This window comes from Crossiella sp. S99.2 (genome assembly GCF_023094165.1).
Lineage (GTDB): Bacteria > Actinomycetota > Actinomycetes > Mycobacteriales > Pseudonocardiaceae > Crossiella.
Map to the genome: position 1 here is coordinate 292,204 of NZ_JALMDK010000010.1, position 15,682 is coordinate 307,885.

Annotated in this window: 18 protein-coding genes; 14 read left to right on the forward strand and 4 right to left on the reverse strand. The window is 72.1% G+C overall.

Annotation, left to right across the window (positions count from 1 at the left end):
• Nucleotides 1–131 precede the first annotated feature (131 nt).
• A complete protein-coding gene (locus MZC64_RS33980) occupies nucleotides 132–1,271 on the forward strand; it encodes a GDSL-type esterase/lipase family protein (protein WP_247763654.1) in 1,140 nt (379 codons plus the stop codon).
• Here MZC64_RS33980 and MZC64_RS33985 read toward each other — a convergent pair.
• Nucleotides 1,262–1,714, reverse strand: coding sequence for a cupin domain-containing protein (locus MZC64_RS33985; RefSeq protein ID WP_247763655.1), 453 nt, complete (start codon nucleotides 1,712–1,714; stop codon nucleotides 1,262–1,264). The two genes, MZC64_RS33980 and MZC64_RS33985, sit on opposite strands and share 10 nt — an antisense overlap.
• A gap of 8 nt (nucleotides 1,715–1,722) precedes the next feature.
• The gene (locus MZC64_RS33990; protein WP_247763656.1) at nucleotides 1,723–2,481 is read right to left on the reverse strand and encodes an SDR family oxidoreductase; all 759 of its coding nucleotides are present in this window, start codon (nucleotides 2,479–2,481) and stop codon (nucleotides 1,723–1,725) included.
• 166 nt (nucleotides 2,482–2,647) lie between these two features.
• Between MZC64_RS33990 and MZC64_RS33995 the strand changes: the two genes are divergently transcribed.
• From MZC64_RS33995 to MZC64_RS34020, 6 genes are read left to right on the forward strand one after another with little or no spacing between them, the layout of a single operon-like run.
• Complete coding sequence (locus MZC64_RS33995) at nucleotides 2,648–3,721, forward strand: NAD(P) transhydrogenase subunit alpha (RefSeq protein ID WP_247763657.1); 1,074 nt, start codon at nucleotides 2,648–2,650, stop codon at nucleotides 3,719–3,721.
• Nucleotides 3,718–4,008 (forward strand): NAD(P) transhydrogenase subunit alpha, encoded by a 291-nt coding sequence (locus MZC64_RS34000; RefSeq protein WP_247763658.1) that lies wholly within the window; start codon nucleotides 3,718–3,720, stop codon nucleotides 4,006–4,008. The genes MZC64_RS33995 and MZC64_RS34000 overlap by 4 nt, the downstream gene beginning before the upstream one ends.
• Nucleotides 4,005–5,375 (forward strand): NAD(P)(+) transhydrogenase (Re/Si-specific) subunit beta, encoded by a 1,371-nt coding sequence (locus MZC64_RS34005; protein ID WP_247763659.1) that lies wholly within the window; start codon nucleotides 4,005–4,007, stop codon nucleotides 5,373–5,375. The genes MZC64_RS34000 and MZC64_RS34005 overlap by 4 nt, the downstream gene beginning before the upstream one ends.
• Before the next feature lie 11 nt (nucleotides 5,376–5,386).
• Nucleotides 5,387–6,199 carry a class I SAM-dependent methyltransferase gene (locus MZC64_RS34010; protein ID WP_247763660.1) on the forward strand — a complete coding sequence of 271 codons (813 nt, stop codon included), beginning with the start codon at nucleotides 5,387–5,389 and terminating at the stop codon, nucleotides 6,197–6,199.
• 44 nt (nucleotides 6,200–6,243) lie between these two features.
• Complete coding sequence (locus tag MZC64_RS34015) at nucleotides 6,244–6,576, forward strand: hypothetical protein (RefSeq protein ID WP_247763661.1); 333 nt, start codon at nucleotides 6,244–6,246, stop codon at nucleotides 6,574–6,576.
• Nucleotides 6,577–6,589: 13 nt separating this feature from the next.
• Nucleotides 6,590–7,030: a MarR family winged helix-turn-helix transcriptional regulator gene (locus MZC64_RS34020; RefSeq protein ID WP_247763662.1), complete on the forward strand. Its 441-nt coding sequence runs from the start codon at nucleotides 6,590–6,592 to the stop codon at nucleotides 7,028–7,030.
• A 467-nt stretch (nucleotides 7,031–7,497) separates the two neighbouring features.
• On the opposite strand, the gene MZC64_RS34025 is transcribed toward MZC64_RS34020, so the two are convergent.
• Nucleotides 7,498–8,181 carry a DJ-1/PfpI family protein gene (locus MZC64_RS34025; protein ID WP_247763663.1) on the reverse strand — a complete coding sequence of 228 codons (684 nt, stop codon included), beginning with the start codon at nucleotides 8,179–8,181 and terminating at the stop codon, nucleotides 7,498–7,500.
• Nucleotides 8,182–8,296: 115 nt separating this feature from the next.
• On the opposite strand from MZC64_RS34025, the gene MZC64_RS34030 reads away from it, so the two are divergent.
• Nucleotides 8,297–9,253, forward strand: a complete 957-nt coding sequence (locus MZC64_RS34030) for a DUF3048 domain-containing protein (protein ID WP_247763664.1) — start codon at nucleotides 8,297–8,299, stop codon at nucleotides 9,251–9,253.
• Nucleotides 9,254–9,374: 121 nt separating this feature from the next.
• Nucleotides 9,375–9,551: a hypothetical protein gene (locus tag MZC64_RS34035; protein ID WP_247763665.1), complete on the forward strand. Its 177-nt coding sequence runs from the start codon at nucleotides 9,375–9,377 to the stop codon at nucleotides 9,549–9,551.
• 25 nt (nucleotides 9,552–9,576) lie between these two features.
• On the opposite strand, the gene MZC64_RS34040 is transcribed toward MZC64_RS34035, so the two are convergent.
• Nucleotides 9,577–10,977 (reverse strand): PLP-dependent aminotransferase family protein, encoded by a 1,401-nt coding sequence (locus MZC64_RS34040; protein WP_247763666.1) that lies wholly within the window; start codon nucleotides 10,975–10,977, stop codon nucleotides 9,577–9,579.
• Between MZC64_RS34040 and MZC64_RS34045 the strand changes: the two genes are divergently transcribed.
• The 5 genes from MZC64_RS34045 (at nucleotide 10,976) to MZC64_RS34065 (ending at nucleotide 15,542) form a co-directional block, all read left to right on the forward strand.
• The gene (locus tag MZC64_RS34045) at nucleotides 10,976–11,929 is read left to right on the forward strand and encodes a DMT family transporter (RefSeq protein ID WP_247763667.1); all 954 of its coding nucleotides are present in this window, start codon (nucleotides 10,976–10,978) and stop codon (nucleotides 11,927–11,929) included. The two genes, MZC64_RS34040 and MZC64_RS34045, sit on opposite strands and share 2 nt — an antisense overlap.
• Before the next feature lie 251 nt (nucleotides 11,930–12,180).
• Nucleotides 12,181–13,314 (forward strand): ATP-binding protein, encoded by a 1,134-nt coding sequence (locus tag MZC64_RS48240; protein WP_282106283.1) that lies wholly within the window; start codon nucleotides 12,181–12,183, stop codon nucleotides 13,312–13,314.
• A gap of 97 nt (nucleotides 13,315–13,411) precedes the next feature.
• Nucleotides 13,412–14,500, forward strand: a complete 1,089-nt coding sequence (locus MZC64_RS34055; protein WP_247763668.1) for a hypothetical protein — start codon at nucleotides 13,412–13,414, stop codon at nucleotides 14,498–14,500.
• Nucleotides 14,482–15,141: a response regulator transcription factor gene (locus MZC64_RS34060; protein WP_247763669.1), complete on the forward strand. Its 660-nt coding sequence runs from the start codon at nucleotides 14,482–14,484 to the stop codon at nucleotides 15,139–15,141. Before MZC64_RS34055 ends, MZC64_RS34060 begins: the two co-directional genes overlap by 19 nt.
• Nucleotides 15,138–15,542, forward strand: coding sequence for a RidA family protein (locus MZC64_RS34065; RefSeq protein ID WP_247763670.1), 405 nt, complete (start codon nucleotides 15,138–15,140; stop codon nucleotides 15,540–15,542). The genes MZC64_RS34060 and MZC64_RS34065 overlap by 4 nt, the downstream gene beginning before the upstream one ends.
• The last annotated feature ends 140 nt before the right edge of the window (nucleotides 15,543–15,682 follow it).

The window sequence follows — 15,682 nt, forward strand, 5'->3', positions numbered from 1 at the left end:
CGTTCACTCCTAGGTCGAACGGCTCGGGCCACGGATCGACAGACCCGCCGAACTTTCTCCAGAAACTTTTCCGCAGCCTACGACGAGCCCGCTGACCAGGCCCGTCAAGCCGCTGGGAGAGGATGGGGCCCATGGTCACCATCCCGATCACCGCCGAACTGCTCCGCGGCGCGCTGGACCTCGAACCCACCGCGCACGGTCTGCTGCCGCACCGCCTGCCGGCCAGGGCGCGGGCGCAGAACACCGACGGTCAGCTGGCCATGGCCGAGGCACAGCCCTCCGGGGTGCGCCTGGTCTTCCGCACCGCGGCCACCGAGATCGAGCTGGACGTGCTGCGCACCAAACTCGCCTGGGAGGGCGTGCCGTCGCGGCCGGACGGCGTGTACGACCTGCTGGTCAACGGCAGCCTCGCCGCCCAGGTCAGCGCGTCCGGCGGCAATTTGCTGACCCTGGACATGGCCACCGGCGCGGCCGAACTCATCCCCGGCCCGGTCGGCACCGTGCACATCACCGGCCTGTCACCGGAGCCGAAGGACCTGGAGATCTGGCTGCCGCACCGGGAGCGGACCGAGCTGGTCGCGCTGCGCGCAAACGCCCCGGTCACGCCCAGTCCGAGCACCCGCCGGACCTGGCTGCACCACGGCAGTTCGATCAGCCACGGCTCGGACGCGGCCAGTCCGAGCACCACCTGGCCGGGGGTGGCCGCGGCGCACGGCCGGGTCGAGCTGATCAACCTGGGCTTCAGCGGCAGCGCGTTGCTGGACCCGTTCGTGGCCAGGGCCATCCGGGACACCCCGGCGGAGCTGATCAGCCTCAAGCTCGGCATCAACCTGGTCAACCACGATGTGATGCGGTTGCGTGCCTTCGGCCCGGCGGTGCACGGGTTCCTGGACACCATCCGCGAGGGTCACCCGGACACGCCGCTGCTGGTGGTCTCGCCGATCCTGTGCCCGATCCACGAGCACACCCCCGGCCCCTGCCTGCCGGAACTCAGCGGCGGGGAGCTGAAGTTCCGGGCCACCGGCGAACCCGGTCCCGGCAAACTGACCCTCACCAACGTCCGGGAGGAACTGGCCCGGATCACCACCGAACGCGCCGCCGAGGACCCGAACCTGCACTACCTGGACGGCCGTGAGCTGTACGGCGAGGCGGATCTCGCCGAACTGCCGCTGCCGGACGACCTGCACCCGGATGCCGCCACCCATCAGCGCATCGGCGACCGCTTCGGCAAGCTCGCCTTCGCCTCGGCCTGGGCGGCGGCTCACTCCTGAGGCGACAACCGCCGGATCTCCCCGGCGAATTCCGGATAGGCGACGAGCAGTTCGTCCCCGGCCGGGAAGTCGATGACCTCATCGGTGTAAGGCGGGGCCATGAATGTGCCGAGCAGCGACCAGTCGCCGATCGGCTCGCTGGCCTGCCACACCCCGGCGGGCACCACCACCTGCGGCCGTTGCCCGGCGGCCAGGTCCAGGCCGAGCACCGGTTGTTCGACCCGGCCGCCGGGGTGCAGCAACAACATCCGCGCGGGTGAGCCGGCGTGGTAGCTGAACACCTCCGGGTGTTTCAGCCGGTGCAGCGCGGAGAAACCGCCGCCGCTCATCAGGTAGTAGATGCCGGTGCCGTCCTCGGTCCGCCAGGTCTGCGCCCAGAAACCACCTTCCACCGGCAACGGCTGCAATCCGAGTTCCGCGATGATCTGTTCCGGAGTGAGCACCTGAGTCCTTACCAGTTCGGGTGAGCGGACATTCCGCCGTCGACAACCAGATTCTGCCCGGAAATCCAGGACGCCAATCCTGACGCCAGGAAAACGCAGGCGTTGCCCACGTCCTCGGCCCGCCCCAGCCGTTCCAGGGGCGCGGCCCGCTGCCAGCGTGCCACGCCGTCGGGCCACTGCTCGGCCAGCCCGTCCCGGTCCAGCAGGCCGGGACTGACCGCGTTCACCCGCACCCCGAGTGGCCCGTACTCCAGCGCGGCGGCCCTGGTCTGCATGAGCAGGCCGGCTTTGGCCGTGCTGTAGTGCGCGTGCCCGAACGCGGGCTGGCTGCCCTCGATCGAGGCGATGTTGATCACCGAGCTGCCGGGGCGCATCCGTTTCACCGCGAGGCTGGTGGTCAGGAACACCGCGTCCAGGTTGGTGCCCACGACCTCCCGCCACTGCTCGAAGGTCATCTCCGGCAACGGTTGCACCGGTTGCACGGCCGCGTTGTTCACCAGCGTGTCCAGCCGCCCGAAATGGTCCACAGTGGACTCGACGAGGTGGTGAACCTGATCGGGGGACAACAGGTCGGCGGGCAGGGCCAGGGCCTGCGCGCCCAGGTCGCGGAGTTCGGCGACCAGGGTGTGCGCGGCCTCGACGCTGGCGCGGTAGTGCACGGCCACCGCGGCGCCGGCCTCGGCGAAGCGCCGGGCGAGTCCGTGGCCGAGGCCGCCGGCCGCGCCGGTGATCAACGTGACGGTGCCGGAGAGGTCAGGAAGGGTCACGAACCGACCGTATCGGCTACGGCCGTCCGAGTGGATCCGGTTGCCCTCAGTGATCGCCGGTACGGCCGGAAGTGGCTGACCAGGGGGGTTCTGGCGGCGTTCAGGGTCAATACGGTGAAGAGCACAATGTGGTCCAGATCACCGTACGTCCGTTACGGTTGGCCGCGTGAAGGTCGGCGTACCCGCGGAGTCGCGGGCCGGCGAACGCAGGGTGGCCTGTCTGCCAGGGACGGTTCCCCTGCTCACCGGCGCGGGACTCACCGTGCTCGTGCAGTCCGGCGCCGGCCACCATGCCTGCGCATCCGACGATGACTACCGCGCCGCAGGCGCCCAGATCGCCGACGACCTCGGCGCGGCCGATCTGCTGATCGGCGTGCAACCCCCGGATCCGGCCGGCACCCGGGCCGGGATCACCACGGTCAGCCTGTTCGCGCCACCCGAGGACGTGGTGGAGGTCTTGCGGGACAAGGGGATCACCGCCTACAGCCTGGCGCTGCTGCCGCGGATCAGCCGGGCCCAGGGCATGGACGCCCTGTCGTCCCAGGCGCTGGTGGCCGGCTATCGGGCGGTGCTGCTTGCCGCGGAACGACTTCCGCGCTTCCTGCCCATGTTCACCACCGCCGCGGGCACCATCGCCCCGGCCAAGGTCCTGGTGCTGGGCGCCGGAGTGGCCGGGTTGCAGGCGATCGCGACCGCGCGCCGGCTCGGCGCGGTGGTCACCGCCTACGACGTGCGCGCAGCCGCGGCCGAGGAGGTGCGCAGCCTGGGCGCCCGGTTCCTCGAACTCGACCTCGGCAGCCAGGACGGCGCGGGCGGCTACGCCAAGGCCCAGTCCGAGGACTTCCTTGCCCGGCAACGAGAACTGCTCACCACCGCGATCGCCGCCGCCGATGTGGTGATCACCACCGCGGCCGTGCCCGGCAAGCGCGCGCCGGTGCTGGTCACCGCGGCCATGGTGGCCGGGATGACCCCGGGCTCGGTGCTGGTCGACCTGGCCGCGGAATCCGGCGGCAACTGCGAACTTTCCGTGGCAGGACAGGAGATCCGGCACGGCGAGGTGACCGTGCTCGGCGCGCTCAACCTGCCCAGCGGCATGCCCGCGCACGCCAGCGCGCTCTACGCGCGCAACATGGCCAACTTCCTCCGGCACCTGACCCTCGACGGCGAGCTGCGCACCGACGCCCTCGACGATGAGATCCTGGGAAGTTGTTGCGTAACAAGGACCAGGGAGGCGACGTGACGGGCGAGATCAGTCTGCTGACCATCTTCGTGCTGTCGGTCTTCGTCGGATTCGAGGTGGTCTCCAAGGTGGCCGCCATCCTGCACACCCCGCTGATGTCCGGCGCGAACGCCATCCACGGCGTCATCCTGGTCGGCGCGATCCTGGTGGCGGGCAAGGCGGAGAGCACCGTGAAACTGGTCCTCGCGCTGCTCGCGGTGGTCTTCGCCACGGTCAACGTGGTCGGCGGCTTCGTGGCCACCGACCGGATGCTGAGCATGTTCGGCGGCAAGGAGCGCAGACGATGAGCCAGGACCTGGTGCACCTCGTCTACCTGCTCGCCGCGCTGTGCTTCATCCTGGCGCTCAAGGGATTGAGCACCCCCCGGCACGCCCGCGCGGCCAACCTGGTCGGCGCCCTGGGCATGGTGTTCGCGGTGGCGATCGCCTTCGGCGACGGCCGGATCGGCAACGTGGGCTGGATCCTGGCCGCCATCGCACTCGGCGTGGTCATCGGCATCCCGGCCGCCCGCGCGGTGAAGATGACCGCGATCCCGCAGATGGTGGCCCTGTTCAACGGGGTCGGCGGCGCGGCGGCGGCACTGGTCGCGCTGACCGAGTTCCTTGCCACCACCGGGAATGCGGGCATGCGCGCGGCCACCGTGTTCGGCGTGCTGGTCGGCTGCGTCAGCTTCTCCGGCAGCCTGGTCACCTTCCTCAAACTCCAGGAGCTGATGACCACCCGGCCGGTGATCCTCCCTTATGGACGGTCCACCGCGATCGGGGTTTCGGTGCTGTGCCTGGGCTTGGCCATCGCCGTGGTGCCCACCGCGTCCACCGCGCTGGTGCTCGCGCTGACCGTGGCCGGCTTGCTGCTCGGCGTGCTGTTCGTGCTGCCGGTGGGCGGCGCGGACGTGCCGATCGCGATCTCGCTGCTCAACGCCTTCACCGGCCTGGCCGTGGCCGCCTCCGGCTACGTGCTCGGCAACACCCTGCTCATCGTGGCCGGCACCCTGGTCGGCGCCTCCGGCACGCTGCTCACCCGGATGATGGCCAAGGCCATGGGCCGCTCGCTGACCAACATCCTCTTCGGCGCGTTCACCCCGGCCGCGGCCGGCGGCGGCGGACCCGCCGAGTCCAGGACGGTCCGCACCGGCACCCCCGAGGACATCGCGATCATGCTCGGCTACGCCCGGACCGTGGTGGTCATCCCCGGCTACGGCCTGGCCGTGGCCCAGGCCCAGCACGTGGTGCGTGAACTCGCCGACCTGCTCGCCGGGCGCGGGGTGGAGGTCGCCTACGGCATCCACCCGGTCGCCGGCCGGATGCCGGGCCACATGAACGTGCTGCTCGCCGAGGCCGATGTGCCCTACGCCCAGCTCAAGGAGATGGAAGAGGTCAACCCGCGGCTGGCCAGCACCGACGTCGCCCTGGTGATCGGCGCCAACGACGTGGTCAATCCGGCCGCCCGCGACCAGCCGGACAGCCCGATCTACGGCATGCCGATCCTGGACGTGGACAAGGCCGACTCGGTGGTCTTCCTCAAACGCTCGATGCGGCCAGGGTTCGCCGGGATCGAGAACGAGCTGCTGTTCAACCCCCGGACCACGCTTCTTTTCGGTGACGCGAAGGACTCGCTGAGCAGCCTGGTGACCGCGGTCAAACAGCTCGCGTAAATTCTCCGGCCATGATGGTTGCCGCGCGGGAGGCGTCGCTGGGTCCGATCCACCTCGGGCGGCTCACCGTCGACGCCGGCCGGGTGCCCGACGGCCGGACCAGCTACCAGGTGCTCTGCGACACCGTCACCGGCCGCCGCCGGATCCTGGACCTGGGCTGCGGGGACGGTCACCTCCTGGACCTGCTCGCCCGAGACCGGCGCCGCCGCCTGGCCGGGATCGACCTCGCCGAAGAACCCTTGGCCCTGGCCCGCGAACGGCCCGCGCTCACCCGGGCGGCGCTCGCGCTGGCCAGTGCGCACCAGCTGCCGTTCCCCGCCGACAGCTTCGACGCCTGCGTCTCGCACCTGGCCCTGAGCCAGCTCACCGACATCGACCGGGTGGCCGCCGAACTCGCCAGGGTGCTCGAACCCGGCGGACTGCTCGCGGTGGTGCTCGGCGGCGCGGCCGTGCCCGGCACCGCCTACGAGGTGTTCAACGACCTCACCCGATCCGTGCTGGACGAGGTGCCGGCCGACCGCAGGCAACCCGCGCTGGGCGACCGCCGCACCCGCAGCAGGGCCGGTCTGGACCAGGTGCTCGGCGCGGCCGGGTTCGGCCCGGTGGACTGGCGCACGATCCGCCTCGACCTCACCGGCACCCTGGACGAGGTGTGGACCCGCATGATCGAGATCTACGACCTGGACCCGCTGGACCCGGCCGCGCTGGCCACCCTGCGCCGCTGTTTCGACCACACCGTCACCGTGCTGGCCGACGGCCGGGTGCCGTGCGCGATGAACCTCCACCTGGCCGTGACCTTCGCCCCCCATAGTTTCACTGGGTGAGCGCAGGGGTACGCTCCGCAAGCAAGCTGGAAACGGGGTGAGCTGTGACCAGGCCAGAGCAGGCCGAGGACGATCCGGAACTGATCGTGCTCGCCGCCCTGCGTGACGCAGGCTGGGTCTTCCGGCCCTGGGTCGAAGCAGGCCACACCCTCGGCCTGGCCGGGTCTTTCACCGACCGCGACTACACCGACGCGGTCTTCATCGCCGACCGCGACGACGCCCGCGCGGTCCGCCTGCTCGCTGACCAGCCCGGCGCCACCGGCGGCGTGGTCTGGGACTTCTCCGGCAGCCTGCGCGAGGTGGTCGCCGAACTCATCGCGCTGCCCGCCCCGCACACCCGGCTGGCCCCGCAGCTGGTCATCGCCAAGTGGCCGTGATCCATACTTGGGCATGGCCGAGCAGCCGACGGTGGCGGACTCCACCACGCTGATGCTGGTGACCGTCGGCCGCCTGCTGAGCCGCCGGGTCGACGAGGAACTCGCCACCCAGGGCCTCACCCTGCGCCACCTCGGCGCGCTCGGACACCTCTCGCACCGCCCTGATCTGTCCTATTCGGACCTGGCCCGGCGTGCCGGGGTCACCACGCAGAGCATGCACACCACGGTCCGCGCGCTGGAGGAACAGGGCGCGGTGGAGCGGGTGCTGGCCGGTCACGGTCACGCCGCCCGGCTGGAGATCACCGAGCACGGGCGGAAGCTGCTCGCGCGGGTGGCGGAGGCCGCGGTGCGCCTGGATGAAGAGCTGTTCGGGCATTTGAGCGCGGAACAGGTGGCCGGGTTGCGAGCGGGGCTGATCGCGCTGGCGGCGTCGCCGCGGCGACTGCCGCTCTGACCACCCGGCCGGCCCGCCCGACGATCGCCTGACCACCCGCCCGACCGGCCGGTTGTGGTTGTTGGTTGCGGTTTCGGCTGTCTACCGACCGGTCGGTAGTGGTGCTTGCTGTCGTATCCGTTCATCGACCGACCGGTCGGTTAGGCCGCTGACCACCATTCCGTGCGTCTACCGAATGGTCGGTAGCGGTTGCCGACCGCCGATCTGCCTGTCGACCGAACGGTTGGTTGGGGCGTTGATCGCGGTTCCGCTCGCCGACCGAATGGTAGGTAGGGACTGCTGACCGCTGCTCTGTGCGTCGACCGACCGGTTGGTTGGGAGGGTGATCGCGGTGCTGTGTACCGACCGACCGGTTGGTAGAGCTTGCTGACCGCCGCTCCGGCCGCCGACCGAACGGCCGGTTGGCGCTGCTGATCGCCACCCGGCCGGTCCCGGCGGTCGCGATCCGCCGGGACCAGCCACCCCGATCAGACAGTGCGCGCCGGCGCCGAGAGCAGGCCCCGCAACTCATCCCGCATCGGCTCGAAAGCCTGCATCGACGCCGCGGTCAGCTCCGGCCCGGCCAGCGCGGGGCTGCCGGTGCCGAACGGCGGGTGCGGCGCGAACTCCAGGTCCAGCTCGGTCCGCCGGGCCACCTCGACGCCGCGGAGTTCGGCCAGCACCTGCAGCGCGGCCTCGATGGAGCCGGTCACCGGGCCCGCGGTCCACAGGTTGCCGTCCCGGACCACCTGACCGCCCTCGACCGGGATCGCGCCCACCAGCGGCAGCATGTCGGTGATGTGGAAGTTCGTGGTGGCCCGCTTTCCGTTGACCAGACCGGCCAGGCCGGGCAGGAAGGCGCCGCCGCAGATCGCGATCACGTGCTTGGCCCTGGCCGCCGCGGTGCCGAAGAAGTCGATCACCTCCGGGTCGGTGAGCACCTCGCCGCTGATCGCGCCGACGGCCAGCACGTCCAGTTCCGCCGGGCAGTCGGCGAAGGCGGTGGTGGGCACGGTCGGGAAGGTCGGCAGGCCCAGCACCGGCTCGCGGTCCTTCCACAGCAGGTGCAGCTCCACGTCCGGCTGCATGCCGAACACGGTGTGCACGCCGATGATGTCGCACACGAAGTAACCAGGGGAAACAAGGATGCCAACGGTGAGTTTCGCGGACACGCGGTCCTCCAGAAGCAGTCGGATCTATCAGTCAGACTGTAAGTTAGCCTGAAAGTGGGCTCGCTGGCACCCCCCGTAGTCGCTAGCCTCGGGAGACCGCCTTCCGGGAGGTTTCATGCGCAGGCTGACCGTCCCGATCCTGCTGCTGTTCGCCGTGGCGGCCTGCTCGGACTCCACACCGCCCGGCCCCACCTCCGGCTCTACCAGTGCCGCGACCGAAGCCCCGTCCCCGCTCACCGGACTGCCGGTGGCGGCCGGGAAACCGGTGCTCGCGGTCAAGATCGACAACCTGGCCGCGGCCCGGCCGCAGACCGGGCTCACCCAGGCCGACCTGCTCTACCTCGAACCGGTAGAAGGCGGGCTGACCCGGTTCGTCGCGGTGTTCAGTTCCAGGCTGCCCGCCTCGGTCGGGCCGGTGCGCAGTGCCAGGGAGACCGATCTTGAACTGCTGCAACACTTCCAGCGGCCCGCGCTGGCCTACTCCGGCGCGGCGGCCGAGGTCGCCCAGCGGGTTGCCGCCGCCCCGCTGATCCCGTTGCCGCCGGACAAGGCGCCCGGCGCCTACACCCGCGACCCCCGGCGCAGCGCCCCGCACAACACCTACGCCGATCCGGCGAAGCTGCTCGCCGCCGCCCCTGGCGCGGGCGCGGTGCGCGACATCGGATTCCGGTTCGGCCCGGCGCCCGAGGGCGGCACGGACACCACCCAGCACGTGGTGCGGTACCCGGCGGCCGTGGTCGCCCTCGACTACAACCCCCAAGACCAGCGCTGGCGGGTCGGCCTGGACGGCGCGCCGCTGGCCGCGGCCGAGGGCGGGGCGGTCACCGCGCGCACCGTGGTGGTGCAGAAGGTGATCGTGCGGAACTCGGGTTCCCACGACAGCCGGGGCAGCGGATCGCCGGTCGCGCAGACCGTCGGGTCCGGGGAGGCGACCGTGTTGCGGGACGGGCGGTCCTATCCCGGCCGGTGGTCACGCCCCGCTGCCGACGGTGGCACCACGTTCACCCAACCGGGCGGTCAGCCGCTGCCCTTCGCTACTGGACCAATCCTGGTGTTGCTTGTACCAGCATGAACGGTGTGACGCAGCACCTATGAGGCCGATCGGGCGATGACTTGCCGGTAACTGGGGGCTGGCGGGTAGATGTGTTGTCCGGCAAGGGAAGTCGGGGCGGCCGGTGGAGGATGGGTAGGTCGTGATGCAGCACAGTGTGGCCCAGCAGGACGGGATGGCCACCCGCGAGGATCTCCTGGCCGCGGCCAGGAAGGTGGTGGAGTTGTTCGTGCCGGACACCATCGCCGAGATGCTGGAGGAGATCCAGCGCCGCCCGCGCAACCCGGTCGTGCCGAGCCAGGCCACGGCTGCGGACTGACCCGGATTCCGTTGCGGCGCAACGGTCAGCGCAGCGTCGCGTAGGCCGCCGCGAGCCGCCGCACCCCCTCACCGAGCACCTCGGGCGCGGCCGCGCCGAAGGTCAGCCGCAGGTGCGGGGCCGGCGGTTCCGCCGGGTACCAGGGCCGGCCGGGGAACACCACGACGCCGTGCGCCGCGGCCGCGGTGGTCAGCGCCTGGTCGTCCACGCCGTCGGGCAGCCGGGCCCACAGGTGCAGTCCGCCGCGCGGCACCACGGCCAGGGTGAGTTCGGGCAGGTGCCGGGCCAGCGCGGACAGCAGCGCGTCCCGGCGGGCCAGCAGTTCGGTGCGCAGGGTGCGCTGGTGCCGGGCCCAGGCGGGGGAGGCGACGAACTCCAGCGCGGCCTCCTGCAGCGGGCCGGAGACGAAGAAGTCGTCGGCGACCCGGGCACTGCGGATCCGCGCGCCCGCCGCGCCGCGGGCGCCGATCGCGGCCACCCGCAGGCCGGGCGCGCCCGCTTTGGTGAGCGAGCGCAGGTGCACCACGTGGCCGTGGAGGTCCTCGGCGACCAGGGGCGGCGGGTGTTCGCCTTCCAGGACCAGGTCTCTGGCCCAGTCGTCTTCCAGGATGAACGCTCTGGCGGCGCGGGCGGCGGCGAGCACCTCGGCGCGGCGGTGCGGGGCGAGGACGGCGCCGTGCGGGTTGGCGTAGGCGGGCTGGCAGTAGAACACCCGGGCGCCGGTGCGCTCGAACGCGGCCGCGAGGAGGTCGGGGCGCACGCCGTCGGCGTCGACCGGCACGCCGACCACGCGCAGGCCGAAGGTGCGGGCGGCGGCCATCACGCCGAGGTAGGTCGGGGCCTCCACCAGGACGGTGTCGCCGGGCACGCACAGCGCGCGCAACACGGTGCCCAGCCCGGACTGGCCGCCGGGGCAGACCACCATGTCCCCGGCACGTAGTGCGCCACCGGCCTGCCGGGCGAACCAGGCGCGTAGTTCGAGCCTGCCCTCCACCGGGCCGCGTTCCCAGGCGGAGGGTCGCCGGGCCGCCCGGGACAGGGCGGCGCCGAGCGCGTTGACCGGTTGCAGGGCGGCGTCGAGGTAGCCGGCGGTGAGCGTGATCAGCTCGGGGCGCGGCATGGCGAGGAGTTCGGGCAGCGCGTCCTCGCCGGAGCGGCGCTCGCCCAGGGCCACCGCCTGCCAGGACAGGTCGGCCACCTCGGTAACGCCGGTGACGCGGGCGGCCACATAGCTGCCCTTGCCGGGCCGCACCTCCACCAGGCCCTCGCTGGCCAGCCGGCGAATCGCCCGTTGCGCGGTGACCGGCGAGATGTGGTGCCTGGCCATGAGATCCCGCACTGACGGCAGTCGCGCGCCCGGGGCGGCGGCAGTGACGTGCGCCCGCAGCTCTTGGATAACACGACGCGCGGCGTTATCGTCATTCATGAGGGACAAGAGTAACGTTATTGGCAAGAACCGGATAACGGGCGGCTTCCTGCTCGGTGCGCTGGGGGTGCTGGCCTTCAGCCTGTCGCTGCCGATGACCCGGCTCGCGGTGGCCGAGTTGAACCCCTGGTTCGTCGCCTTCGGCCGGGCCGCGGTGGCCGGGATGCTGGCCCTCGGCTACCTGTGGATCACCGGCTGGCAACGCCTGAACCGAGCCCAGGTCAAGCGGTTGCTGCTGGTCGGACTCGGTGTGGTGGTCGGCTTCCCGCTGTTCACCTCGCTCGCGCTGACCGTGCAGACCGCCTCGCACGGCGCGGTGGTGATCGCGGTGCTGCCCGCCGCCACCGCGGTGTGGGCGGTGCTGCGCGCGGGGGAGCGGCCGACCGGACGGTTCTGGCTGGCCAGCGGCGCGGGTCTGCTCGCGGTGCTGGTGTTCGTGGCCACCGCGGGCGGCCTCAGCGGCGGCTTCGAGGCCGCGGACCTGTTGCTGCTGGCCGCGGTGGTGTTGTGCGGACTGGGTTACGCCGAGGGCGGCGCGCTGGCCCGTGATCTCGGCGGCGCGCGCACGATCTGCTGGGCCCTGGTGGTCTCGCTGCCGCTGACCGTGCCGGCCACCGTGGTCGCCGCGCTGCCGATCGTGCCCGCCGCGGTGAGCTGGCAGGCGTGGGCGAGCTTCGGCTACGTCAGCCTGGTGTCGATGTTCTTCGGCTTCTTCGCCTGGTACGCCGGACTCGCCCGCGGCGGGGTGGCCAGGGTCGGTCAGGTGCAGCTCGCCCAGCCGGTGCTTGGCCTGGGCTGGGCGGCGTTGCTGCTGGGGGAGGAGATCGGCGTGTTCACCGCGGGCATGGCGGTGGTGGTGCTGTTGTGCGTGGTGCTCACCCAAAGGAGCCGTGCGATTACTCCTCCGGTGCGGGTCGATCGACCGTCACCACAGGTGGCACAACGGTTCTAGGGTTGCTCTCAGCGGGTGGGGGGGCGAAGAGGCGACTGGGGGTTTTCTTCGCCGAGAGCCGCTGAGACGTCGTGGGTCCGGGCGGGACGCACGACGAGACGGTGGCGGTGGCCGCGTGTGCCCACTCAACAGGCACACGCGGCACCATCCACCAGGTTCGGCGCCGCGGCCAGCTTCCGGGGTGAGGTCGGCCTCACTCCCAGCGGCGATCGGCGCTCGCAGCTGGCTCCCAGGGGCTAATCTGCACAGTCATGGAGGGCAACCGGCCGGGTCCGGCCCCGGACTGGGCGATCGAACGCGAGTTCCGCCGCTCGGCCCTCCGGTTCTCCTTGCTTGTGCGCACAGTCGTGCTGGCCTGCGCCGGGGTGCTCGCCCCGCTGTCCGCGCCCGAGGACCTCACCGCCACCATCGCCGCCGTCCTGGTCGTCAACGCGTGGAACCTGGTGCTGTGGCGGGCGCGGGGTCGCTGGGTGCTGCCGGCAGACCTGGCGGTGCTGACCGCGTTGTGCCTGGCACAGGGGCAGATCGAGCCGGCGGCCGCGCTCTCCGACGGGACCAGCTGGGTGCTGGTCATGGTGTCGGTGGTCGCGGTCAGCTGGCAGTGGCGGGTCCCGCCCGCCCGCGGCGCCCTGGCGGCGGCGGTGCTGGTGCTGTTCGTGGCCTACTCCGGCGGGGTCGCGCTGGTCGCCGACTGGGAGACCGGGATTCCCTACGGGCTCTGGCTTTTTGTCGAGGCCGGACTGGCCAGGCTGCTGTTCGTGCTGGTGTGCCGGGGCGCGCGGGCGGCCGACACGGCCACCGCGGCGGCCGCGGAGGCGGAGCGTGCAGCCGAGGTCGAGGCGGCCCGGAACCGGGAACACCGCGAGTACCTGGCCACCCTGCACGACACCGGCGCAGCCACCCTGCTGATGGTCGGCATGGGCGTGGCCGACCGGCCCGAACCCTGGCTGGCCGAACAGGCCGCCAGGGACGTCGCCGCGCTGGCCACCCGCCCCGAACCCGACCAGGAACCGGTCCAGCTGGCCGCGGTCCTGGTGCGCGCGGCGGAGGCGGCGCCAGTGGCGGTGGACGTGCGGTTCGAGTACCAGCCGATGGTGACCGCGGCGGTGGCGGCGGCCCTGGAACGCGGGGTGGCGGAGGCGTTGCGGAACGTGCACCGGCACGCCGGAGTGGACCGGGCCGCCCTGGTGGTGGCCGGGGACGCCGCCCGGGTGGTGGTGGAGGTGCGGGACGAGGGGGCCGGGTTCGCGGTGGGCGAGACCTCGGCGCAGCGGCGCGGACTGACCGGGTCGGTGGTGGCCCGGATGCACCGGGCCGGCGGGCGGGGGAGTGTGCGCTCGGCGCCGGGGGAGGGCACCACGGTGCGGTTGGAGTGGCCCGGATGAGCCGCCAGCCGCGCACAGTCGAGTTGGCCCAAGTCGTACGACCAGTTGGGCCAACTTGGCGTACGACTTTGGCCAACTCGACGGTGGTGGGGTGGCGGTGAGCGGGCGGGTGGGGACGGCCGCGGTGTACCTGCGGGGGTTGCGGCTGGCCACCGTGCTGATCACCTTCGCCGGGCTGCTCGGGCTGGCGCTGCCGGTGATCATCGCGAACGCGGAGGTCTACCGGTCGCTGACCCTGGAGCTGGTCGCCTTCGGCATGCTGTTCGCGGTCGCGGTCTTCTGCGCACTCCGCGCCGATCCCGGCCGCTGGCGCTGGCCGCTGCTGGTGCTGGTGTTCGGCGCGGCCCTGCTCGCGCTGACCGGGGTGCCGCCGGAGCTGATCGTGAGCCGGGCCGAGTGGTCCTTCATGCTGCTCGGCTGGTTCGGCGTGCTGTTGTTGCTGGACAAGGGGATCGGCGCGGTGCTGGCCTTCCTGCTGGTGCACGCGGTGCTCAACGTGGGGCAGCTGATCCTGGTCGGGCAGGCGGACCGGGCCGCGCTGGTCGGCCTACTGATCGCGGGGGTCACCGTGTTCGGGTATCAGCTCGCGGTCGCCTTCGCCGCCGCGATGCTGCACCGGATCGCCGCCGGGGCCGCCCGGACCGCCCGGATCGAGGCGCACCGGCGGACCGCGGCGGTGATCACCCGGGAACTGCAACGTGATCACGAGGAGCGGTACGCGGCGCTGTCCCGCACCGCGTTGCCGCTGCTGGTGGACCTCGCCACGGGGCGGGCCGATCCCGGGGACGAGCGGGTGCGGCGGCTGGCGGCGGTGGAGGCGGCGCGGATGCGGCGGCTGTTCGCCGAGGGCGATGACGTGGACGATCCGCTGCTGCACGAGCTGGCCGCCTGCATCGACAGCGCGCAGCGCGGCGGGGTGAGCGTGCAGCTGGCGGTGCGCGGGCCACGGCCGCCGCTGGACCTGGCGGTGCGGCGGGCGCTGACCGAACCGGCGCTGGCGGCGCTGGTGGCCGCGGCCAGTACCGCCAGGGTGACCGTGGTCGGTTCGGCTAACGCCGTTACGGTAAGTGTGGTCGCCGACGCGCCGGAGCCCGTTCCGGTCGCGCAGGCCGACGGGGTCGTGGTGACGAACCTGGTGAACGCGGATCGGGTGTGGGTGGAAGCCAAGTGGCGAGCGCAGAACTGATCACCGCGGTGGTGGTGGACGACCACCCCGCGATCGTGGCCGGGGTGCAGGCCTGGTGCAGCCTGGCCGACCCGCCGATCGAGGTGCTGGCGACCGGGCCGACCCCGGCCGCGGCCTGGACCGACCCTGGCGCCCAGGCCGATGTGGTGGTGCTGGACCTGCACCTGGGCCAGACCGCCCAGCCCGGCTACGGCGACCTGACCCGGCTGGTCGACGCGGGCCGCCAGGTGATCGTCTACACCATGCGCGACGACGCGGAGACCGCACTGTCCTGTGTGGACATCGGCGCGTTCGCCTACCTGACCAAGGCCGAGGGCCAGACCCACCTGGTCGCCGCCATCCGGGCCGCGGCGAACAACCTGCCCTACACCCCGCCCGCGCTGGCCGGCGCGATCGGCGCGGACACCCGCAGCAGCCGCCCGCGACTGGCCCCGCGCGAGGAGGATGTGCTGATCGAGTGGTTCACCTGCGAATCCAAGGAGATGGTCGCGCAGAAGCTGGGGCTCTCCGCGCGTACCGTCAACACCTACATCGACCGGGTGCGGATCAAGTACGCCAACGTCGGGCGCGCCGCCCCGACCAAGGCGGCACTGGTGGCCCGCGCCATCCAGGACGGCCTGGTTGCCTTGGAGGACCTGTGATCCAGCGTTGGAAGCCCGCGGTGATCGGCCCGCCGGTGGGCCAGTACAGCCACCTGGCCAGTGCGCCCGCCGACCACGAGCTGCTGTTCATCGCCGGGCAGATCGGCTCCCGGCTGGACGGCACCATGGCCGCGGACGCGGAAACCCAGACCCGGCAGGCGCACGAGAACCTGGCCGCGCTGCTCGCCGCGGCCGGCGGCGGCCCGGAACACCTGGTGAAGATGTTCACCATGGTCGCCGGCACCGAGCACCTGCCCGCGGTGCGCGCCGGGCGGGTGGAGCTGTTCGAGAAGTGGTTCCCGGACAAGGACTGGCCCGCGCACTCGCTGATCGTGGTGGCCGGGCTGGCCGCACCGCACATCCTCATCGAGGTGGAGGCGGTCGCGGCGATCCCGAGGTAGACCCCGCCCCACCCGGCGCCGAGTTGGCACAGTGGGACGCATAGTTGGCCCAAGTGGGCGTCCTACGACTCTGTTGGCGAATTGGTGGGGTGGTCAGGCGGCGGTGCGCAGGGCCTGGAACCGGGTGATGCGGGTTTTGC